14 protein-coding genes are annotated in these 22499 nt (G+C 62.1%); 12 read left to right on the top strand and 2 right to left on the bottom strand.

Features of this window, described 5'->3' with window-relative positions; translation table 11 throughout:
• Positions 1–58: 58 nt before the first annotated feature.
• The 3 genes from VGD45_RS09885 (at position 59) to VGD45_RS09875 (ending at position 5562) form a co-directional block, all read left to right on the top strand.
• Positions 59–2656, top strand: coding sequence for a TonB-dependent receptor (locus VGD45_RS09885; RefSeq protein ID WP_331155127.1), 2598 nt, complete (start codon positions 59–61; stop codon positions 2654–2656).
• Between the two features lie 137 nt (positions 2657–2793).
• Entirely contained in the window at positions 2794–4791 is a 1998-nt protein-coding gene (locus tag VGD45_RS09880) for a PQQ-dependent sugar dehydrogenase (RefSeq protein ID WP_331155126.1), read from the top strand.
• A gap of 84 nt (positions 4792–4875) precedes the next feature.
• Positions 4876–5562, top strand: coding sequence for a hypothetical protein (locus VGD45_RS09875; protein WP_331155125.1), 687 nt, complete (start codon positions 4876–4878; stop codon positions 5560–5562).
• Between the two features lie 4 nt (positions 5563–5566).
• Here the strand turns inward: VGD45_RS09875 and VGD45_RS09870 are convergent, their stop codons facing one another.
• Together VGD45_RS09870 and VGD45_RS09865 are read right to left on the bottom strand one after the other, a co-directional pair.
• A complete protein-coding gene (locus VGD45_RS09870) occupies positions 5567–6997 on the bottom strand; it encodes an aldehyde dehydrogenase family protein (protein ID WP_331155124.1) in 1431 nt (476 codons plus the stop codon).
• Positions 6998–7133: 136 nt separating this feature from the next.
• Positions 7134–8141, bottom strand: coding sequence for a sugar kinase (locus tag VGD45_RS09865; RefSeq protein ID WP_331155225.1), 1008 nt, complete (start codon positions 8139–8141; stop codon positions 7134–7136).
• Between the two features lie 303 nt (positions 8142–8444).
• On the opposite strand from VGD45_RS09865, the gene VGD45_RS09860 reads away from it, so the two are divergent.
• From VGD45_RS09860 to VGD45_RS09820, 9 genes are all read left to right on the top strand, one after another.
• The gene (locus VGD45_RS09860; RefSeq protein WP_331155123.1) at positions 8445–11297 is read left to right on the top strand and encodes a TonB-dependent receptor; all 2853 of its coding nucleotides are present in this window, start codon (positions 8445–8447) and stop codon (positions 11295–11297) included.
• A 171-nt stretch (positions 11298–11468) separates the two neighbouring features.
• Positions 11469–12716 (top strand): polysaccharide lyase family 1 protein, encoded by a 1248-nt coding sequence (locus tag VGD45_RS09855; RefSeq protein ID WP_331155122.1) that lies wholly within the window; start codon positions 11469–11471, stop codon positions 12714–12716.
• A gap of 163 nt (positions 12717–12879) precedes the next feature.
• Positions 12880–15636, top strand: a complete 2757-nt coding sequence (locus VGD45_RS09850) for a TonB-dependent receptor (RefSeq protein ID WP_331155121.1) — start codon at positions 12880–12882, stop codon at positions 15634–15636.
• 12 nt (positions 15637–15648) lie between these two features.
• A complete protein-coding gene (locus tag VGD45_RS09845) occupies positions 15649–17292 on the top strand; it encodes a family 43 glycosylhydrolase (protein WP_331155120.1) in 1644 nt (547 codons plus the stop codon).
• A complete protein-coding gene (locus tag VGD45_RS09840; protein ID WP_331155119.1) occupies positions 17289–18239 on the top strand; it encodes an alpha/beta hydrolase in 951 nt (316 codons plus the stop codon). Before VGD45_RS09845 ends, VGD45_RS09840 begins: the two co-directional genes overlap by 4 nt.
• 7 nt (positions 18240–18246) lie before the next feature.
• Positions 18247–19842, top strand: a complete 1596-nt coding sequence (locus tag VGD45_RS09835) for a carboxylesterase/lipase family protein (protein ID WP_331155118.1) — start codon at positions 18247–18249, stop codon at positions 19840–19842.
• Positions 19843–19985: 143 nt separating this feature from the next.
• Positions 19986–20822, top strand: a complete 837-nt coding sequence (locus tag VGD45_RS09830; RefSeq protein ID WP_331155117.1) for a hypothetical protein — start codon at positions 19986–19988, stop codon at positions 20820–20822.
• Between the two features lie 6 nt (positions 20823–20828).
• Positions 20829–21809, top strand: coding sequence for a TRAP transporter substrate-binding protein (locus tag VGD45_RS09825; RefSeq protein WP_414717570.1), 981 nt, complete (start codon positions 20829–20831; stop codon positions 21807–21809).
• A gap of 3 nt (positions 21810–21812) precedes the next feature.
• Entirely contained in the window at positions 21813–22337 is a 525-nt protein-coding gene (locus tag VGD45_RS09820; RefSeq protein WP_331155115.1) for a TRAP transporter small permease, read from the top strand.
• Positions 22338–22499: the final 162 nt, after the last annotated feature.

The following is a 22499-nucleotide window of genomic DNA, read 5'->3' as shown; positions in this document are numbered from 1 at the left end:
GTTTTGCAATGGCGTGCGTCTTACTGGTCACACTACACCAGAATGGGGAGCACGGTTCATGCACAACAGGCACGCGGCCCGGCCGCATCTGAAGGCGATCATCGCTTGCGTGCTGGCCACGGCCAGCGCCCCGAGTCTGTCGCAGGCAGTAGCAGCCGCGCACTCCGAAACGCGCGCGTTCAACATCGAAGCTCAGGATCTGGGCAGCGCGCTCAAGGCGTTCGCGTTCCAGAGCAATCGCGAAATCTTTTTCGCGCCCGAGCTGACCCAGGGTAAACAGACGCTCGGCGTGGTCGGCCGTTACGACGATCTCGACGCGCTGAAAAGAATTCTGTCCAACACCGGGCTGACCTACTCGGTCACCGACTCCAACGCCATCCTGGTGCGCGACTTGTCGAATGTGACTTCGCGTTCCGGTTCGTACCCTCAAAGTGGTCCGGCGATACATCTGGCGCGCGCCGAGATGAATGCTCAGGCGGAGCCGCAGCAATCGGCCGCGCCGGCCGCTCGCAATACCAACACGGCGTCGAGCGCCGAAGGTCTCGGCGAATCGCTTTACGAAGTGATCGTCACTGCCACCAAGCGACCCGAACGTGCGCGCGATATCGCAGGCTCCGTGTCGGCCATGTCCGGCGCGCAGCTCGAAGCTATCGGTGCGCAAAGCATGCAGGATTATCTGACCCGCACGCCGGGCGTCGTGTTCAACGCGGGACCGCTCGGTGACTCGACGGCCATCATTCGCGGCGTCGGTACATCCGTCGGCAAGGATCAGGGTCAAGGGCCGACCGGTTATTACATCAACGAAATTCCGCTGACCGAGCCCGGCTACGCCGTCGCCATTCCCGACGTCGATACGTTCGATGTGGAGCGAGTGGAGGTGCTGCGCGGTCCGCAAGGCACGCTGTTCGGTTCGTCCGCGCTCGGCGGCGCGATCAACTATGTCGCGCGCGAGGCGAGCACTGAGGGCTTCGATGCAGCCTTGCAGACTTCCGCGAGCAGCACGCATCACAGCGATGGTGACATCGGCTATGCCGGCAAGGGCATGATCAACGTGCCCCTGAGCGATACCTTTGCGATTCGCGGCGTCGCTTACTATCGCACCGAGGCGGGCTATCTCGACAACGTCGGCACCGGCCGCAAGGCGACCAACGAACAGACCGACAAAGGCGGCCGCTTCTCGGCGGTGTGGACGCCGGCCGAAGGCACCAAGTTCTCCTTGTTGAGCCTCTACGATAAGAATCACACGCCTGATTTCGGCTATCGCTATCCGCAGCTGGGCGAGTTCGTGCGCGACACGCTGGTGAACGAGCCGGTCGAATACGAGTTGCAGCTGCATAGCTTGCGCCTCGATCAGGATCTCGGTTTCGCGACGCTGACGGCGTTGGTGGGTTACAGCGAAAAGGAACGCAGCCTGACCAACGACTTCACCGAGTTCTATAGCGTGCTGCCGCCCATCGACGACGACACGCCGGGCGAAGTGCTGCCGAATCCGACGCCGTATCTGGACACGGGCACGAGCGAGAATCGCAGCTACGAGCTGCGCCTGGCGTCGCCGAAAGGCGAGAAGTTCGATTATCTGATCGGCGTGATGGGCACCTCGACCGACAAGACCTTCAAGGACTACATCACTTCCGAAGGCTCGTACGAGATTCTGTCGGTGAACAGAAATCCGGCGGACCTGCGCGGCGACATGTTTTATTGGGGTGTCGGCCGCACCGACGGCGAGGAAAAAGCCGTGTTCGGCGAAGCCAACTATCGGTTCACCGATCAATGGACCCTGACCTTCGGCGGCCGTTGGTTCGATACCGAGGTCAATAGCCAGGCCGTTTATTCCGGTGTGTTGTATCCGGGGTCGCTGACGTTGCCGCGGGGCCATCAGACGGAAGACGGCTTCGCGCCGAAGGTGTCGCTGGCGTGGCGTCGCGATGACGACCTGATGGTGTACGCCCTGGCGTCCAAGGGCTATCGCTTCGGCAATCCCAACACCATTTTCCCGCTGGACGGCTTCAATACGCCCAGCGGTTGGGAAACCGACTCGCTGTGGAATTACGAGATCGGCATGCGTAACAGTTTCCTCGATCGCCGCGTGCAGACCGACTTCACGGTATTCCTGATCGACTGGAGCGATCTGCAGGTCCGTCTGTACCGGCCGGACGATGTGACTTACGGCGCCAATGCCGGTGAAGCTCGTAACATCGGCCAGGAGTTCAGCGGCCTGTGGCGGGTGACGGATGCGTTCGATCTCTCGCTCAACGTCACGCACCTGGATGGTCAGCTGACCAAAACCGTCGTCAGCGCCGGCAACGAGATCCTGCGCGACGGCCAGCAACTGCCCGGTTCGTCGGAGTGGCAGGTGTCCGCGATGGCGACGGCGCGCCTGCCGTATGCGTCGGAACCGACCATCACCTTGGCGCATCGCTACCTGACCGACGCGCCGCAGTCGTTGCAAACGCCGGACCTGCGTATCAACGGCTATGGCCAGACCGACCTGCGCGTCAACGCGACGTTCGCTAACGTCGGCGTCACCGCCTTCGTGAACAACGTGACCGACAAGCGCGGCGTGACGTTCGGCTATGGCGACTTCGGCCTGGGCGTGCAGGACTTCATTATTCGTCCCCGTACCTTCGGCCTGATGCTGGACTGGAAGATGCGCTGAACGAAGGGCCGCCGGCTCGCGGCCAGTACGGAATCGAATCGAGGCAACCCCGTGATATTTTTCAATCGCGGGGATCCTAAGACCCACTGCTCGCGTTACACGCTCTAGTTTCTACAACAAGCGAGGACGGGTTCGATTTGAGCGACGCGCACCCACCGTTGTGGCAGCGCCTGGCCTGGTACGCCTGCGGAGCACTGCTTCTGCTGCTGCTGCCCGTGCTGAAGTACGCCGAATTATGGGTGGCGTTGGGACGGCAGCAGAAACTGGGGTTGCTGGTCGCGCTCGGCGCGTTTGGCGGCGCCTGTCTGCTGTCGTTGCTGGTGGATCGTACCGCCAGCTGGCGCGCCGCCGGCCGATCCTTGGTCCGGTCTTTTGCGGTGCTGAGCCTGTTCCTCATCGGCGCGGCGGCGCTGTCGATTGTCTTGCCGCGCTACCTGCTGATTCCGCTGGTCGTCGTGATCGCGCTCATCGTGCCCTTGGCGATCAGTCCCGTGGGATTGCGGCGGCTGCCCATCGCGGCGATCGTGGTGTTCACCGGTGTGGTGAGCGCGTATGGCTTCTCGCATCTGGAGGCGTCCTCAGGCGTCCAGCGAAGGACGCGCGAGGTTTATCTCTCCACGGCCTACTATCCGTTGCGTGCGACCATCCGGGAAGGCTGGATCCCCGAGCCGGAGACTCGCGGCGGTAGTCTGACCCTGCTCGGCGATCGGATCCTGTTCGCCACCGGCGATGGGCATTTATATGTAATCGACGCGCCCGCGGACCCCGCCGGCTTCAAGATCCAGGAGCTCGCGACGCGAGTGCCGGCGAACCGCGAAGAGTTTGCTAATGCATTCGGCGGGTCGTCGCGACAACCGACGCGTACGGCGGATTGGCGTGCTCAAGGCGCACCCAAAGTGCAGACCTGGCGATTCCGCGTTGCTGATATTGCCGCAGCCGTGGAAGGCGACGACGTTCGTATCCTCGCATCTCATCACTACTGGAAGGCGCAGGAACAATGTTTCGTCGTCAGGGTCTCGCAACTGACGACCCCGCTGAAAAATCTGCAGCAGGCTATTTCCGGCGCCCAGTGGTCCACCTTGTTCGAAAGCAAGCCGTGCATACCGCTGACCGGAACGGATCGTAAGCGCGGCAAGAACCCATTCCAGGGCGAGGAGATCGGCGGCCGCATGCTGCTCCTGGAAGGTAACAAGATGCTGCTCACGCTAGGCGATTTCGGATTCTCCGGCATCGAGTCCAACCAGGCGTTCTCGCAAGATCCGGCCGCTGACTATGGCAAGACGATCATGATCGATCTTGCGACCGGACAGCACAGCATCTACACGATGGGACATCGCAATCCGCAGGGCATCACGCGCTCGCGCGACGGCAAGCTCTGGGTAGCGGAGCACGGCCCGCAGGGCGGCGATGAAATCAACTTGCTGTCGGAGCACGCCAACTACGGCTGGCCCATCGTGACTTACGGCACCGATTACGGCTCGAACGCCTGGCCGCTGAGCAAACATCCGGGCCGTCACAGCGACTACCCGGAGCCGGTGCTGTCCTGGTTGCCCAGCCCCGGCGTGACCGATGTGACAGCGTTGAGCGGCGAGCTGTTCCCGATCTGGGCGGATAATCTGCTGGTGGGCTCGCTGTCCAGCCGCTCGCTGTATCGACTGGTCCTCGATGAGGATCGCGTCGTGTTACAGGAGCCCATCGCGCTCAACAAGCGTGTGCGTGACATCCTGCAGCTGCAGGATGGTCGCATCCTGATCTGGAGCGACGACTGGACACTCACCCTGATCGAGCCGGCGTCGACACTGAATGGCGCTGGCTTGTTCGCCGCGCAATGCCTGGGATGTCACACCATCCACGATGGCCTGTACCATCGCCTCGGCCCCGATCTGTTCGGCTTGTTCGGCCGGCAGGTCGCCCGAGCGCAGGGCTTCGAAGAATATTCGCCGGCGCTGCGGGCACAGAGCGGCGTGTGGGACGCCGAGCGGCTGGATCGCTTCCTGGAGCAGCCGCAAACGGCGGTCCCGGGTACTTCGATGGGATTCCCCGGCATCCCCGATGCCGAGCAGCGCAAGGCGCTCATCGAGTATCTGCAGCGGAACGAGCCAATCGACAAACGCGGCACCTCCGCGGCTAAGTAGGGTTGCTCCACGTCAGGGCAGTCTTTAAGCTGGCTCGCGGCCCGCTACGGTTCCCTATATTTCATAACGCCGCCAGTAACGCCCTTGCTCTACCGTGCTCTCACCGCAGTCGTGCTGTGCCTGGCGTCCGCGCTCGCGCTTGCGGATTACGACGCCATGCCAAAGCGGCCGGTGGAGCTGGCTGGTTTCTGGGTGTTGAACACGGCGACCAGTGACGATCCGGAAGCTATGCTGGGAGAACGGCAAGCCGAGGAGTGGGAACGCTTCGAGCGCATGCGGCGACGTATGGAAGATTCGCGTCCTGCCGGCATGCCGCCGCCCATCGATGTGGATGCGCCGCCGCCGGATGCCGGCGGTCGCCGTCGAGGTCCCCGTCCATGGCAGAAACAACAGCAGGAAAACCTGCGCCGCATGCTTGCTGTGAGCCCGACTCTGGAAATCAAACAGCTGGATCCGACGCGCTTCGAATTCGTTTCCGCGGTCGAGTCACGCCGGGTCCAGGCCGGCAGTCACACTCAGGTATCGATGCCGGAAGGACAGCTGGCCGATTCGGAAGTCGGTTGGGACGGCGAATGGTTCGTGATCGAGCGCCGCGCGAGTCGTGGCCCGCGCGGCCTGGAAAAATTCCGCATCACCAAGACCGGCCAGCTCGAGTACTACATGAAATGGAGCGGCGACACCGAGCTCGCGGGCATGAAAGTGGTCCGCTTCTTCGATCGCCGCACCGGGCCCGCACCGGCGCCCAATCCGGATCACGGGCCCCAGCCTTGAGGCGTCAGGCGGCCGAGTAACCCATCACGGCCTTGACCTCGAGGAATTCCTTGAGACCTTCCTTGCCCCACTCGCGGCCATTGCCGGACTGTTTGTAGCCGCCGAACGGCGCGTTCACGTCGGTGGAAGCGCCATTCAAATGCACCATGCCGGTCCGCAGCTTGCGCGCCACTTTGCGTGCGTGCTCGATGTCGCCCGAATACACGTAGCCCGACAGGCCATACACGGTGTCATTGGCGATGCGAATGGCTTCTTCTTCGCTCTCGTACGGAATCATCACGAGCACCGGCCCGAAGATTTCTTCGCGCGCAATGGTCATGTTGTTGTTCACGTTCGCGAACACGGTGGGCTTGATGAAATAACCCTTGTCGATGCCGTCCGGCCGGCCGGGGCCGCCAACCACCACGGTGGCGCCTTCGTCGATGCCCGTTTGTAACAAGCGCTGAATCTTTTCGAACTGCGTCCGGTTGGCCACCGGGCCCATGGTCACGCCGTCTTTTTTCGGATCGCCCACGACCGGCTTGGCCGCGACGCTCTTCGCGATGTTCACTGCCTCGTCGTACAGCTTCTTCGGCACGAGCATTCGCGACGGCGCGTTACATGACTGGCCGGTGTTGGACATCATCGACAGCACGCCGCTTTTCACGGCGGCGTTCAGATCGGCGTCTTCGAGAATGATGTTTGCTGATTTACCGCCGAGCTCCTGCGAGACGCGCTTCACCGTATCGGCGGCCGCTTTCGCGACCTGAACGCCGGCGCGCGTGGAACCCGTGAACGACATCATGTCGATGTCGGGATGGCGTGACAGCGCTTCGCCCACCGTCGGGCCGTCGCCATCGATCATGTTGAACACGCCCTTCGGCACACCGGCCTCGTGCATGATCTCGGCAAAAATGTGTGCGCTGAGCGGCGCGACTTCGCTGGGCTTCAATACCATCGTGCAGCCGGCGGCGAGCGCGGGAGCGACTTTGCAACCAATCTGGTTGAGCGGCCAGTTCCACGGAGTGATCAAGCCGCACACACCGACGGGCTCGCGGCGGATCATGGTGGTGCCGAGGCTTTCTTCGAACTCGAATTCTTTCAGCGCCGCCAGCGTCGACATGAAGTGACCGAGGCCGCTGCCCGCCTGCGCATTCAACGCGAACTTCATCGGCGCGCCCATTTCATCGGAAATGGCCAAGGCCACGTCCTTCATGCGCGCTTGATAAACCTTGATGATGCGTTCGAGCAGCGCGACGCGTTCTTCGCGCGAGGTCTGGGAATAAGTCTCGAAGGCGGCGCGCGCGGCTTTCACGGCCACGTTCACGTCCTCGGCGGTGCCGAGCATGATCTTGCCGACTTCCTGTTCCGTCGCCGGATTGATGACCGCCAGCTCTTTACGGCCCGGCGGGCTCACCCAGGCGCCGTCGATGTAAAACCGCTTGAACTCGTACATATCGTCCTCCGCCAAAGGCGCGATCCGCACACCGGAACTCGCGAAAAATGAGCTGGGCGCGGCGCTGAAAGGGAGAACAATGATACGTCAGCGCCGGCTACAAATGGGTCCTGCGGACGGCGCTGATGGTTAAGATTTAGCGACGCACGTCGCCGCCTTTCTCGGACAGCAACAGTTCCACATCCGACACGCCCAGCAGGTTGAAGTCGCCGGGAATGGAATGCTTCAGGCAGCCCGCGGCGGCGCCGAAGTCGATGGCGGCTTGCGGCGTCATGTCGGTGAGCAGGCCGTGCAGAACGCCGGCCGCGAAGGCGTCGCCGCCGCCGATACGGTCGACGATGCTATGCAGAGGGTACGAGCGGCTGGTGTAGGTGTTCTTCGAGTCGAACAACAAACCGGTGAGTTGCTGAACATCGACACTGGCGCGAGCGCGCTCGGTGCAGACGATGTAACGAAGCTGCTTGAATGTCTTGAACGCGAGATCGGCCGCTTCGCGGCGCGCATCTTCTTTGGTTGGCTTGAAGCCCAGCATGAACGCGAGATCGCGATCGTCGCCGAAAATCACATCGGCCTGTTCGCATAGACGAGTCAACAGCTGAGGCGCTTCCGGTGAACGCGAGCCCCACAGTCGCGCGCGGAAATTGCAGTCGAACGAAATCTGGACGCCGGCTGCGCGCGCAGCTTGCATCGCTTGCGCAGCGGCCTCTGCGGTCGTGCTGCTCACAGCAGGCGTGATTCCTGAAACATGCAGCCAGCGCGCATCTTTCAACAGCGCCGGCCAGTCGTAAGTCGAAGCGGGAGCCGCTGCAAAGGCGGAGTTACTGCGGTCGTAGAGAACTTCCGCCGGCCGATGACCCGCGCCGTGCGTGAGGAAATACATTCCCATGCGACCGTCGCGATAGTTGATCGCATCCGTGTCCACGCCATGACGGCGTAACTCGTCGGCGCAGGCGCGGCCGAGCGTCGAGTCCGGTAGCGTGCTCACCACACGGGTGCGATGACCGAACTTATATAAGGAGACGGCGACATTGGCTTCGGCGCCGCCGATATGGGCGTCGAACCGTGGCGACTGCAACAGCAACTCCTTGCCGGGCGACGACAAGCGAAGCAAGACCTCACCGAAGCAAATGATGGCCGGTTTCATGGACAAAGGCGTGTTCCGTGGTGAATGTAAAACCCGAAGCCCGGAATTGTAGGCCCATCGGGACCTGTTTTGGCGTCCAGACAACAGCCGGCGGGGGTGTCTTGCCGGCCGGCTGGCTGCTCTGTTAGCCTCTCATTGTCACCGGTGTCAACGCTGCGCGCGCAGGATGCTACCGGTGTCAGAAATCGGGATGGCCAATCGCAAGGGTTGGCAGGACGGCCATACCCGGGCAGCCAGAAGCCGGTGGCCAGTGATGGTCCAGATCAGCGGTGTCAGGGCGATTTCGGAATGGGGGTAACTATCATGTCGAAGGTAGGTCGCCACGGTGCGCTCCGCTTTGCGGTGCGAACCGTGTTGGGGGTCGCGGCGTTATCGGCTAGTACTGCGGCGATTTCACAACAGTCGGATCAGGCAGCGTCCGCACAGGATGCCGCGCTGGAAGAGGTGGTGGTTACAGGCTTTCGCGAAAGCCTGAGCCTGGCGCTCGAGGAGAAGCGCGACGCGGTCGGCGCCATCGACGCCATCGTCGCCGAGGACATCGCCGACTTTCCGGATTTGAACCTCGCCGAATCGATTCAACGCGTGCCCGGCGTCTCCATCGCCCGCGATGCCGGCGAAGGCCGAAACATCAGCGTTCGCGGCCTGGGTCCGCAGTTCACCCGTGTACGCATCAACGGCATGGAGGCGATGAGCGCCAATGGCGGCACCGACGCCGCGGGTGGCACCAATCGCGACCGTTCCTTCGACTTCAATACCTTCGCGTCCGAGTTGTTCAACTCGATCACGATTCGCAAGAGCGCCAGCGCCGAAATCGAAGAAGGCTCGCTGGGTGCGACCGTGGACCTGCGTTCGGCGCGGCCCTTCGATTACGACGGCTTTACTGTCGTCACCAGCGCGCAAGCCAGTTACAACGATATCAACGAGGATGTCGACCCGCGCGGCGCCTTTCTCATCAGCGACACCTTCGCCGACGGCCGCTTCGGCGCGCTGCTGTCGGTGGCGTATACCGAGCGCAAGCTGCTCGATGAAGGATCGAGCACGGTGCGCTGGCAGAACGCGGTAAACGCGAGCGGCGCGATCGACAATAACGCTGCGTTCGGCTCGAAGGATCCCGCTCTGACCGGCGTGACGCTGGACCAGCTGAATCGTGCGTTCCGCCCGCGCATTCCGCGCTATGACATCTACGAGCACGAGCAGGAACGGCTTGGCTTGACCGGCTCGTTGCAGTGGCAAGTTACCGACGCGACCTTGCTCAGTCTGGATGCCATGTACGCCAAGTTCGAGGCCGAGCGGAGCGAGATCTTCCTGGAAGCACCGGTGTTCAGTTCCAACGGTGCAGCCAACATCAGGAACGTCGTGGTGCGCGATGCCATCATCGACGCGAGCAATACCCTCGTGTATGGCTTGTTCGATAACGTCGACATCCGTTCCGAGGCACGCTTCGACGAGCTCGAGACCGACTTCACGCACCTTACCCTGGAAGGTACGCACAGCTTTACCGATTCGGTGCGGTTGCGCGGCCTCGCCGGCTATTCAGAAGCCGAGCACGACAATCCCGTACAGACCACGCTGCTGTTCGATCGGCCCGACGTCGACGGGTATGTGTATGACTTCCGCGGCAACGACCGTTTGCCGGTGATCAGCTATGGCAATGCGGCGGTCGACGACCCCTCGGCGTGGGCGCTGTCGCAGATTCGTCTCCGCCCGCAGAGTTCCTCGAATACGTTCAAGACAGTTTCGTTCGACGTCGCCTGGGACGTGACGGATGCCGTCACGCTCAAGGCCGGTCCGCAGTGGAAAAAGTTCGAGTTCGAGACCTCTGCGTTGGTGCGCTCGAACGGCACGACCGCGAACCAGGAAGGTTCGTTGTCGCCCGCCATCCGCGCTACGCCGATCGCCAGCTACAGCGAGCTGGCGCGCATCAGCGGCAACTTGAACGTTCCGGCGGGCACCGCTACCCGCTGGATCATTCCCGATATCGATCAGGCCACCGCGTTGTTTGGATTGAACGATCGCTCGCTGTTCCCGCTCGGCATCGAGCCGGCGCTGGGCAACAACTACAGCATCGAGGAAGAGGACACCGGCGGCTACGTGCAGGCCGATTTCAAGACCGAAGTGTGGGGACGGCAACTGCGCACCAACGCGGGAGTTCGCTACGTCGAAACCAAGCAAACCTCTTCGGGGTATGCGGCCAACATCGGCGCGCCGTTGCAGTTGACCGTGGAGCGCACTTACACCGACACATTGCCTTCGTTGAACGTCGCGCTCGATCTCACCGACGAGCTCGTGATCCGTGCCGCGGCCGCCAAGGTGATGGTGCGTCCGAACGGCGGTGGCGGAGCCACGGGCCTGGGCATTCTCGCGCCGGGTGCGTCGGCGTCGATCAACGGTGCGAACAAGGTGTTGACCGTCGGCAATCCGCTGCTCGATCCGTATCGAGCCAAGGCGTACGACCTGTCCTTCGAGTGGTATTTCGCCGAGGACTCGCTGCTGTCGCTGGCGCTGTTCATGAAGGACATCGACAGCTTCGTGCAGATCGTGCGCAGCACCGATAACTTCTCGAACAATCCGCTGGGGCTGCCCGACAGCGTTGCGATCGCGGCGTGCGGAACCGCGATTCCCGATCCGGCCACCTGCGTTTCCGGCTGGCAATTCGCGGTGCCGACCAATACCGACGGCGGCGACCTGAAAGGTTTCGAAATCAGCTACCAGCAGCCGTTCTCGTTCCTGCCGGGATTGTGGAGCAACTTCGGTTTGATTCTGAACTACACCGGCGTGGAATCGGAGGTCGAATATCTGGACGCCAGCGGCGCGGTGGTCAAGGAAGATCTCACCGGTCTGTCGAAGTCGGCCTACAACGCCACGCTGTACTGGGAAAACGAAGCGTTCAGCGCGCGTGTCTCGGCGGCTTATCGCGACGAGTTCCTGACCACGGTGCCGGGCCGAAACCTCAACGATGTCGAAGGCACGGAAGAGACGCTCACCGTTGACGCGTCATCGACCTGGACGGTGACGGACAACCTGGACCTGACCCTGGAAGCGCTCAACCTCACTGACGAGTTCCAGGATCAGTACGTGGATTCGGCGGGCAATCGCCTGTCGTACTACCACCACCAGGGCCGGCAGTACCTGCTTGGCGCCCGGTACAAGTTCTAAACGCTCGGGAGAACGACAGTTTGAAACAACTCCGGCAACGAGCACGTTGCCGGACATGAAGGGGGAAGCGTGCGTGCGACGGGAATGATTCTGCGCGCAGGTTGCTTGTTAGCAGCGTTGAGCTGCGCAACCGCGAACGCGCATGACCACAGGGACCTAGGTCGTGAGACTTTGCATGCCGAGAACGGCTGGGCCGCGAGCGGCGCCGGCGTGACCGGCGGCGCTGCGGCTGCGCCCGAGCAGGTGTATGTCGTCAGGAATCGCAGTGAGCTCATCGCCGCGTTGAATAACGGCGCGGTGTCCTCGACCTCGCCGACGACTCCCTCGAACGAGCCGAAGATCATTTACGTCAAGGGCGTGATCGACGCCAATGTCGATGACGCGAACCAGCCGCTGACCTGCGCCGATTACTATCGCGACGGCTACACGCTGGAGCAATTTCTAGCGACGTACGATCCGGCGGTGTGGGGCAGGGTGGCGCCGTCAGGTCCGCTGGAAGCGGCACGCGCCGCCTCGGCCGCGGCTCAGCAGCCACGCGTTCGTATTCGCGTCGGCTCCAACACCACCATCGTCGGCGTCGGTGACAAGGCCGCGATCCGCGGCGCATGGATCGACATCCGCGGCACATCTGGTGTGGCCAACAGCCGCAGCAACATCATCATTCGAAACATCACTTTCCAGGATACCTACGACTGCTTCCCGCAGTGGTCGCCTACCGACGGTTCGCTAGGCGCCTGGAACGCGTTGTACGACTCGATCTCATTGCGCGACACGAACAATGTCTGGATCGATCACAACACGTTCGAGGACCGCGTCACCGCCGACAGCACTCAGCCGAATTATTTCGGCGTGCTGTATCAGGTGCACGACGGTTCGCTGGATATCACCAACGCCTCGGATCTGGTGACTGTCTCGTGGAACCGCTTCCGCAATCACGACAAGGTGATGCTGATCGGCTCCTCTGACAGCACCGCCGCGGACCGCGGCAAGCTGCGCGTGACTCTGCATCACAACGTTTTCGAGCGCGTCGGGCAGCGAGTGCCGCGCGTGCGCTTCGGTCAAGTTCATCTCTACAACAACTATTACGACCTGCGTAACACGCCGAACTATCAGTACAGCTGGGGAGTGGGCATCGAGTCCGCGATCTACGCCGAAGAGAACTTCTTCGCCGCGCCTCGCAGCTTTGCTCCCGATCGGATTCTAGAAAGATTCAACGGCACCGCGGTGTCCGCCTCCGGCACGTTGCTGGTCGGCCCGCCGGTGCGCAATCCAGTCGACGTCGTGGCTGCATGGAATGCCAGCAACGATCCAGACCTGGGCGCGGACGCGGGATGGGTTCCGACGTTGAATCATCAGCTGCTGCCTGCATGGACGACGCCTCTGACGGCGCCGTTGCTCGCAGGGCCCATGATCTGGTGAGGCCAGCAGCACTCACGATCGGCGTCGCTGGAAGCGACGCCCCAGCACCGAGCCGGCGGTAAGGACGATCCGGAGCACCGGAGGCGATCACGTTGCGCGCTTTAGCAGCAGTGCGTGCGTGGGTCGCTGATTGTTACCGATAGCATTTGCGATTGGGGGTCTCATGTCGAAGTTGTCCAAGCACTCGCTCGAGTTACGCGGAGCTGTGCACATCCTATTGGCCGGTGCGATCGTGGCTGGCAGCGCCCATGCCCAGGAAGCCGGTCAGAACACCGCCTCGGAGTCAGCGGTGGAAGAAGTCGTGGTGACCGGTTATCGCGAAAGTCTGGAGCAGTCGCTGGAGATCAAGAAGGCCACCGCCGGCGCGGTCGACGCCATCTTTGCCGAAGACATCGCCGACTTTCCCGATACGAACCTGGCCGAGTCCGTGCAGCGCGTGCCCGGCGTGTCGATCGATCGTGTCGGCGGCGAAGGCCGACAGATCAGCATCCGCGGTTTGAGTCCCGAATTCTCTCGGGTTCGCATCAACGGCATGGAAGCGCTGACCACGACGAGCGCCACCGACGCAGTGGGCACGAACCGGACGCGCGCTTTCGATTTCAACGTATTCGCATCGGAGTTGTTCAATCAGATCGCCGTCCGCAAGACCTCGAGCGCGGAAGTCGACGAAGGCTCGTTGGGCGCGACCATCGATTTGTTCACGGCGCGCCCGCTGGATTTCGAAGGTTTCAAATTCGTGAGCTCCTATCAGCAGGGCTACAACGAACTGTCGGATAAGGCCGATCCGCGCGCCGTCGCGCTGGTCAGCATGAGCAACGACAGTAAAACATTCGGCGCGCTGTTCTCTGTCGCGTACTCGCAGCGCCAGACTCGCGAAGAAGGCATGCAGTCCGGCGGCTGGGAGCGCAATGGCAATACCGGCGCCGATCGCTGGCAAACCTTGCCCGCGGGCTTGAGCCCTGAGGAGCAGGCGCGCGTCAACAATTCTGTGCATGCGCGCTTTCCGCGCTATGTGAATTTCGAGCACGATCAGGACCGGCTGGGCCTCACCGGCTCGTTGCAGTGGCAGGCAACCGATACCACGCTGCTGAGTTTCGACGTGCTGCACTCGAAGCTGGATGCCGAGCGCACCGAACCGTTCATCGAAGCCATCTCCCACTCGCGCGCCAATGCCTCGGGGCGCGGCGCGACCGATGTGCTGGATTACGAGATCGACGAGAATGGCACCATGGTGTACGGCGTATTCAACGACGTCGACGTGCGTTCCGAGAACCGCCTCGACGAATGGAACACCACATTCAACCAATACTCGCTGACGCTGGACCAGGAGATCGGCGATCGCGTCAAGATCAACGCGCTGGTCGGCACGTCCAAGTCGGAACTGGAGGTGGAGCGCGCGACCACCATCATTCTGGAGAATTTCGACTCCGATAACTTCGTGTACGACTTCCGTGGCAACGATCAGCGCCCGTTCGTTTCCTATGGATTCGATATCAGCAATCCGGCGAACTGGACGCTTTCCGAAGTGCGCGAGCGCCCGAGCGATCAGACCAACGAGTTCGACACGGCTCGCATCGAAACGGCGTTCGAGCTCAACGACACGTTTACGCTCAAAGGCGGCGTGTCGTGGAAGGAGTATGGCTTCGATGTGACAGCGGGCGCGCGCGACACCACGCTGACCGCCGCCAACGCCAATTGCTCAGTGGCCATCACCTCGGCTCTGGGCCGTCAGCAAGGCTACGGCGACAACGATCTCGCGCCCGGCATGGCGCCGACCTTCTTCGTCGCCGACGTGCGGGCGGTGGCGAATGCGATCGGCTTGTACAACAACGACGCGTGCTTCCCATTGCGTGCCACGGCGGCTGACGTGCGCAGCGTGACCGAAGAAGATCTGGGATATCACGTGCAGGTCGACTTCAATACGACGGTGTTCGACATGCCGTTGCGCGGCGATGTCGGTGTGCGCTACGTCGAAACGGACCTCGCGTCCACCGGTCTACTGGTCGGCAGCGGCCAGAACATCGAGACCACTGTAAACCGCAAGTACGACGACACCTTGCCGGCCGTGAACCTGGTGCTCGAGCCGATTCAGGACTTCCTGGTGCGCGCCGCGTATTCGAAAGTGATGTCGCGGCCGCCGCTGGGCAATCTCTCGCCGGGCATCGCCATCGGCGGCTTCGCCACTCCACCGACCGTGACCGTGGGCAATCCGGATCTCGATCCGTTCCGGGCCGACGCATATGACTTGTCGTTCGAGTGGTACTTCTCGGACGAAGGCTTGCTCGCGCTGGCGCTGTTCCGCAAGGACATCGATTCGTTCGTGGCCACCCAGTCGACGTTCGTGCCTTGGGTGGAACTGGGTTATCCCGACAGCCTGCTCGATCAAGTGCCGGCCGGGCCGGAGCAGACGTTCGAGGTGCGCAGGCCGATCAACGGTCGCGGCGGCAAGCTCGAAGGCTTCGAAATTCAGTTCCAGCAGCCGTTCACGTTCGGTCCGGCGTGGCTGAACAACTTCGGCACCATCCTCAACTACACCAACGTGGAGTCGAAGGTGAACTTCGCCGGAGAAGGCGAGCCGCCGCGCATTCTCAATCTGGTCGGCCTGTCGGAGCAGTCCGCGAACGCGACGCTGTACTACGACAACGACATCTTCAGTGCGCGCGTGTCGGTGGCGTACCGCGACTCGTTCATGACCAATGCATTCTCGCGTGTGCCCAACGACATCGACTTCACGGATGAATCGACTTACGTGGACTTCTCCACGAGCTATAAGATCAACGATCACTTCAAGGTGTCGTTGGAGGCGCTCAACCTCACGGACGAATACCGCACCGACCTGATGGACAGCAACGCGGAGCGCATCAACAACTACGTGCACACGGGACGGCAGTACTATCTGGGCTTGCAGTATTCACTCTGAGCGAAGGTGACAATGACCGAAATCAGTCGACGCGAGCTGCTGGGCTCGGCGATTCTGGGCGCGGCGGCGGGGACTCTCCCCGCCGCCGCTCAAAGTGCAACTCCATGCGCCAGCGAGGCCCAGGCGTCCGGGAAGACGTCCGGCAAGACGTGGCGCCGTGGGATCGAGGGACAGCGCCAGGCCGATCTCGGCGACGGCACGTTTCTCAATCCCATCGTCGCGGGCGATCACGCCGATCCGACCATTCTCAAGGACGGCGACGACTACTACATGACGTTCTCGTCGTTCGACGCCTATCCCGGCGTGGTGATCTGGCATTCGCGTGATCTGGTGAACTGGCAGCCGGTGATCGCGGCGCTCACCAAGCCCATCGGCTCGGTCTGGGCCTGCGAGCTCATCAAGCACAAGGGCCGTTATTACATTTATATTCCGGCGCGCTGGCCCGATCGCAAATCCACGTATGTGATCCACGCCGATAACATCCGCGGACCCTGGAGCGATCCCATCGATCTGAACCTGCCGAATCACATCGACCCCGGTCACGTGGTGGGCGAAGACGGCAAGCGCTATTTGTTTCTTAGCGGCGGCGACCGCGTGCGCCTCACCGACGACGGCCTGGCTACCGACGGCCCCGTCGAGCACGTGTACGATCCCTGGCGCTATCCCGAGGAGTGGGTGGTGGAATCGTTCGCGCCCGAAGGGCCGAAAGTCATGCGCCACGGCGATTACTTCTACATGATCACCGCGGTCGGCGGGACCGCCGGGCCGCCAACCGGTCACATGGTGATCGTTGCGCGTTCCAAATCCATTCACGGGCCTTGGGAGAACGATCCGGCCAATCCCATCGTTCGCACTTACTCGGCCAAAGAAAAGTGGTGGTCGCGCGGGCACGCCACGCTGGTGCAAGGACCGGCCGGCGACTGGTGGATGGTGTATCACGGTTACGAGAACGGTTACTGGACGCTCGGCCGCCAGACGCTGCTCGATCCGGTGGAGTGGACCAAGGATGGCTGGTTCCGCGCCAAAGGCGGCGATTTGTCACAACCGATCGCCAAACCGGCCAAAGGAAAACCGTCGCCGAACGGCATGCCGCTGTCGGATGATTTTTCCACCAACCGTTTCGGCGTGCTGTGGGGTTTCTACAATCCCGGGTCGAACGAAATGGGCCGCGTGCAGTACCAGAACAAAGCGCTGCGTATCGCCGGCAAAGGCACGCAGCCGCACGATTGCTCGCCGCTGTCCTTCATCACTCCGGACACGTCGTATCGGGTCACGGTGGACATCGAGCTGCAGGACAGTGCGCAGGCCGGTCTGCTGCTGTTTTATAACAAGCGGCTGTATTGCGGCCTGGGCTTCGATGCGAACGGTCTGGTCATGCACCGCTACGGCTTGGAGCGACGTCTCAAATTGCCACCGGGCGTCGGGCGACGCCTGCACGTGCTGATCGAAAACGACGAGCACATCGTGACCATTCGCTACAGCACCGACGGCAAGCAATGGAAGAAATTCGACGTGCAGATGGAAGTGAGCGGCTATCACCACAACGTCGCCTGGGACTTCCTCAGCCTGCGGCCGGCCATTTACGTGGCGGGTCAGGGCGCGGCGGTGTTTCGTGACATGCGTTACGAAGCGATCGAAGGCTCGGCCAAGTCATGAGGGCGGGCAACAAATTGCGCCAGACGGCGTTGGGATTGCTCGGGTGGATGACGATGACGGCGGCCGGCGCAGCCGAGCCGCCGGCGCAGCCGCTATATCCCGGTGAGATTCCCGGCGCCATCGTGGCGCCGGACGAAGAATCGGTGCGCGATCCGAATCACCAGTGGCCGTTCCTGCAAAACATTTCTCGTCCCACGATCACGGCCTACCGGCCCGCCAAACAGGATCCGAAGCGGGCGGCCGTCGTCATCTTTCCTGGCGGTGGATACCGCGGCGTGTCCATCCTCAAAGAGGGTTATGACGTAGCGCGCGCTTTCAACGAAATGGGTGTCACTGCGTTCGTGGTGAAATATCGAACGCCCAGCGACAAGCATATGAAAGACAAGCGCGTCGGTCCTTTGCAGGATGCACAGCAGGCGGTAGCCACGGTGCGGCGTGACGCGGCGAAGTGGCAGATCGATCCGGGCCGCATCGGCGTCATGGGGTTCTCGGCCGGAGGACATCTCGCCGCGACCACGGGCACGATGTTCAAAACACCCGTGCTGGCTCAATGGACCAGCGCGGACGTGCGGCCGGATTTTCTGATGCTGATCTATCCGGTCATCACGTTCACTGACGCGACCGTGCACTGGGGTTCGCGTCAGATGCTGTTGGGCGATGCGCCGGCGTCCGCGGACATGCAGCGTTTCTCGGCGGAGCTCGCGGTCAGCGATGAAACGCCGCCGACGTTTCTTGTGCATGCCGCCGACGACGCCACCGTGCCCGTCGCCAACAGCATTCGTTTCTTCGAAGCACTGCAAGCCAGGAAGATTCCGGCGCAGCTCATGGTGTATCCCGCAGGAGGCCATGGCTACGGTCTGAACAACGCCACCACCGGCGATCGCTGGATCGAGCGCTGCCGGCAATGGTTGCAAAGCCAGGGATGGATTTCCCGACCTGAAGAATGAGTTTCAGATGAACAATCCCTCCTCGATCTCTCGACGCGAGCTGCTCGGCGGCTCGCTGCTCCTCGCTGGTAGCTTGAGCCTGCCGTCGATCGTGCACGCCAACTCTGGCAAGAGCAGCATTCTCGAAACGCGCTTCGGCAAAGTGGCTGGCGTGAAGGCGCAGGGTGTCCATGTTTTCAAGGGCATTCCGTACGGCGCCGACACTCGCAACACACGTTTCCAGCCGGCGCAGCTACCGGTCGCCTGGAAGAAGACGCGTGACGCAACCAGCTACGGTCCCTCGTGCCCCCAGTCGAGCGAGCGGGAGAACGTGAGTGAGGATTGCCTTGTCCTGAACGTCTGGACGCCGGCTCTGCGCGATGGGCGCAAGCGGCCCATCATGGTTTATTTCCACGGCGGCGAGTTCAGCAACGGCTCCGGATCGCATCCGACCTATGACGGCACGCGACTGTGTAATCGCGGCGACGTCGTGGTCGTCACGGTCAACCATCGTTTGAATGTGTTCGGACATTTGTATCTCGCGCGCTTCGGCGGATCGAAGTACGCCTCGTCGGGCAACGTCGGCATCCTCGATCTGGTGCAGGCGCTGACTTGGGTGCGTGATCATGCCGAGCTCATCGGTGGCGATCCGCAGCGGGTCATGGTGTTCGGCCAGTCCGGCGGCGGCGCGAAAATCGCGACGCTGATGGCGATGCCGGCGGCCAAAGGGCTGTTTCAGCGGGCCGCGACCATGAGCGGTCAGCAAATTACTGCCGCCGGCCCGCGCGGCGCGACGGAGCGCGCCCGAACGATTCTGCAAACATTGAAGATCGCGCCGAGCGACGTGAGCAAGTTGAACGACGTGCCGACCGCGGATCTGGTCCCCGCGATTCGCGCCAGTGATCCGTCCATGGTCGGGCGCAACGTGTATTTCGGTCCCGTGCTCGATCAGTCGGTGCTATCGCGTCATCCGTTCTATCCCGATGCGCCGCCGCTCGCCGCAGATATTCCCATGATCATTGGCAACACGCGCGATGAGACGCGGGCATTCCTAGGCAACGAGCCGGGAGTGGAACAGCTGACTTGGGAAGAACTGCCGGAGCGCTTGTTGCCCCAACTTCACGTCGATATTCAGCCCGAGTACGTCATCGCCGAGTATCGCAAGCTGTATCCCAAATATTCCGCCACCGAGGTGTTCTTCGCGGCTACCACGGCGGGTCGTTCCTGGCGCGGTGCTGTGATCGAGGCAGAGCTGCGCGCGGCGCAAGGTTCACCTGCGTACGTTTATCAGTTGAATTACCGCTCGCCGCTCGAGAACGGCCGCTACGGCGCCCAGCACGCGATGGATATTCCGCTGGTGTTCGACAACATCGCGCAACCTCGATCCCTGACGGGTCAGAATGCCGATGCGCAGAAGACGGCGGATCAGATGAGCGAGGCGTTTCTTGCGTTCGCGCGTACAGGTAAGCCTACGCATGCAGGCATTCCCGAATGGCGTCCGTACGAGCTGCCGGCGCGCGCGACCATGGTGTTCGATGCGAGCTCGCAGTTGGTCGACGATCCTCGCGGCGAGGAGCGGAAGTTGTTCGCGGCGGTGCCTTACATTCAGCGCGGCACGTATTGATTACCCTTGTCGGGACTGAGCGATCGAGGCCGGTGGATTGTAAATGACACCGGTTTCCTATATACAGTTTTCGGTGTATCGGGGCGGCGCAGGGCTGCTCGCGACCCAGAATTTCAAGCGTCGACTGGGGGAGATACTGCGACATGAACAGCGCGGTGTTGCATGGGTTGCCGGCCAACGGCGCCGAAATGATTTCCGAACAATTCGTCCGTGCGCGGCTGGCGGGGCAATCGCTTCCGCAGTTTCCGGGCCAGGTGCCCACCAATCTGGCGGATGCTTACGCCTGTCAGGAAGCCGCCATCAAGCGTTTCCCGGACACTATCGTCGGCTGGAAAGTGGCGCGCATCGGGGCGGCGTTCGCGCAGCAGTTCCCCGAAGAGCGGCTGGTCGGTCCGGTCTTTCAGCGCAATCTCTATACGGCGCGCGTCGGACAGGTCATCGATTTTCCCATCTTTGACGGTGGCTTCGCGGCAGTCGAAGCCGAGATCGTGCTGCGTGTGAACGAGGATGCTCCGGCCAATAAGAAAGATTGGAGCATCGATGAAGCAGCGGAGCTGGTGCGCAGCTTTCACCTGGGCGTGGAAGTCGCTGGCAGCCCGCTCGCGACGCTCAACGATATCGGACCGGGCGCGGTCATTTCCGATTTTGGAAACAATTGGGGCGTCGTGGTCGGATCGGCCGTGGGCGAGTGGCGCTCCATCGAAGAAATCGTCGCACTGACGTTCATCGAGGATGCACTCGTCGGCCGCGGCACGGCGTTCATTCGGCAGGGCGCGCTGGGCGCACTGGCCTTCGCGTTGAACAAGTGTGCTGAACGCGGGCGCCCATTGCGCGCCGGGGATGTGATTTCCACGGGCGCCATCACGGGCGTTCACGACATTCGCATCGGTCAGCAATCGCGCCACATTTTCGAGGGCTGCGGTGAAGTCGAGTGTCGCGGTGTTCGTGCGGGTCAGTATCCGTCCAACGCCACGCGCTGATACAAAATGAATCGTCGCGAGCTATTGGTTGGAATCGGCGCGGTCTGCGCGAGCAGCGCACGTGTTGCCGCTGCGGCGCCGGGTTCGACGATGACGGCAGCCGATGTGCACGTCGATGGTTACCCGACCGTCGAGGCCGTGCGTTGGATCGGCAAGAAGCTGCAGCAGGAAACCAATGGCAGGTTGAACATTCGCGTGTATCACGCGGGCCAGCTCGGTCGTGAGTCCGACACCATCGATATGACTCGGTTCGGCGCTCTGGATATCACGCGCGTCAACTTCGCGCCGCTGAACAATCCGTTTCCATTGACCCAGATCTTCTCGCTGCCGTACGTGTTCGAGTCGGTGGAGCACATGCGACGCGCGACCGACGGCGATGCGGGCCGGGCGGTGCTGGAAAGTTTTGCCACGCGCGATCTGGTCGGCCTGGCTATTTACGATGCCGGCGCACGATCGTTCTACAACACGCGTCGACCGGTGCACGAGCCGAAGGATCTGCACGGTTTGAAAATTCGTGTGCCGCCTTCGGATATTTTCATCGAGCTCGCGCGCGCTTTGGGGGCGAACCCGACGCCGCTGCCGTTCGGTGAGTCGTACTCGGCGTTGCAAACGCATCTGATCGAAGGCGCCGAAAACAACTGGCGCACGTTCCATACCAGTCGTCACTTCGAAGTGGCGCGTTATTGGTCGCAGTCGATGCATTCGCATTCGCCAGAAGCTTTGCTGATGTCGCGGCGAACGTTCGAATCGTTGCAGCCGGCGGATCGCGATTTGATCGTCGCGACGGCGCGTGAGTCGGTGCCGTATATGCGGCAGCTGTGGGACCGAATGGATGCGGAGTCGCGCGATTTCGTGCTGAAGGCTGGAGTACAGGCCAACGAGGTCAATACGACGGCGTTCCATGACGCGGCGAAACCGCTGCTCGAACGATATCTGCAGCGACAGGGCTTGGGACAGATCTACCAAAGCATTCGAGCGGTGGCGTAACGCATGTCCGTCAATCAGCAAACCGACGCCGTCCCTGCTACGGCCCGATTGATCTCGGTGCTCGACGTTCTGGATCGTGCTGCCCTGGTGATTGCTTGCCTGGGGCTGGGCGGAATGGCGATCGTGCAAGGCTGGCAAGTGTTTGCCCGCTACGTGCTGAACGATTCGCCGAGCTGGACGGAGCCGCTCGCTCTGTTGTTCATGAGCACGACCATGATGCTGGGCGCCGCCTGCGGCGTGCGCGCGAATCGTCACTTCGGATTCTTCATCCTGGTTGAGACATTGAAGCCGGCAGCGCGCAGAGTACTGCTCGCCGTCACGAGTCTGATCGCCGCGGCCATCGGACTGATGCTTGGGATCTGGGGGGCGAAGATGGTGAGCGACTCGTGGGATTTTCCCATCGCTGGCGCGCCGTTTCCGCAGGGGGTGGCTTATCTGCCGTTGTGTATCGGTGGGTTGCTGATTGCGATCTTCGCGGTGGAGAAGTTGTTCGTTCCGCCGCGGCCTCAGGATCCGGCGGCGGAGTGACGCGGATCAGGGCTGCCGGAGCCGGAGTAAGAGGCTCGGTGGCCGGCAGCGGCTGAGTGGGGTATGTCCTTCCGGCACCGTCCGTGAATACGTCCCGGTAGGACTGCTAGCGAAACATCCGGTTTCTCAAGCTGCCGGAAGAACATACCCCACTCAGCCGCT

The organism is Steroidobacter sp., from assembly GCF_036402275.1.
In the GTDB taxonomy this organism is placed as follows: domain Bacteria; phylum Pseudomonadota; class Gammaproteobacteria; order Steroidobacterales; family Steroidobacteraceae; genus Steroidobacter.
The sequence above is the reverse complement of the archived record's forward strand: the minus strand, read 5'-3'. Positions and strand labels throughout refer to the sequence as shown.

What these genes read in the sequence shown, in the direction of transcription:
- VGD45_RS09885 (WP_331155127.1), top strand. Translation starts at nt 59, where the DNA reads ATGCACAACAGGCACGCGGCCCGGCCGCATCTGAAGGCGATCATCGCT.
- VGD45_RS09870 (WP_331155124.1), bottom strand. Translation starts at nt 6,997, where the DNA reads ATGTACGAGTTCAAGCGGTTTTACATCGACGGCGCCTGGGTGAGCCCG.
- VGD45_RS09865 (WP_331155225.1), bottom strand. Translation starts at nt 8,141, where the DNA reads ATGAAACCGGCCATCATTTGCTTCGGTGAGGTCTTGCTTCGCTTGTCG.
- VGD45_RS09860 (WP_331155123.1), top strand. Translation starts at nt 8,445, where the DNA reads ATGTCGAAGGTAGGTCGCCACGGTGCGCTCCGCTTTGCGGTGCGAACC.
- VGD45_RS09850 (WP_331155121.1), top strand. Translation starts at nt 12,880, where the DNA reads ATGTCGAAGTTGTCCAAGCACTCGCTCGAGTTACGCGGAGCTGTGCAC.
- VGD45_RS09845 (WP_331155120.1), top strand. Translation starts at nt 15,649, where the DNA reads ATGACCGAAATCAGTCGACGCGAGCTGCTGGGCTCGGCGATTCTGGGC.
- VGD45_RS09840 (WP_331155119.1), top strand. Translation starts at nt 17,289, where the DNA reads ATGAGGGCGGGCAACAAATTGCGCCAGACGGCGTTGGGATTGCTCGGG.
- VGD45_RS09835 (WP_331155118.1), top strand. Translation starts at nt 18,247, where the DNA reads ATGAACAATCCCTCCTCGATCTCTCGACGCGAGCTGCTCGGCGGCTCG.
- VGD45_RS09830 (WP_331155117.1), top strand. Translation starts at nt 19,986, where the DNA reads ATGAACAGCGCGGTGTTGCATGGGTTGCCGGCCAACGGCGCCGAAATG.
- VGD45_RS09825 (WP_414717570.1), top strand. Translation starts at nt 20,829, where the DNA reads ATGAATCGTCGCGAGCTATTGGTTGGAATCGGCGCGGTCTGCGCGAGC.
- VGD45_RS09820 (WP_331155115.1), top strand. Translation starts at nt 21,813, where the DNA reads ATGTCCGTCAATCAGCAAACCGACGCCGTCCCTGCTACGGCCCGATTG.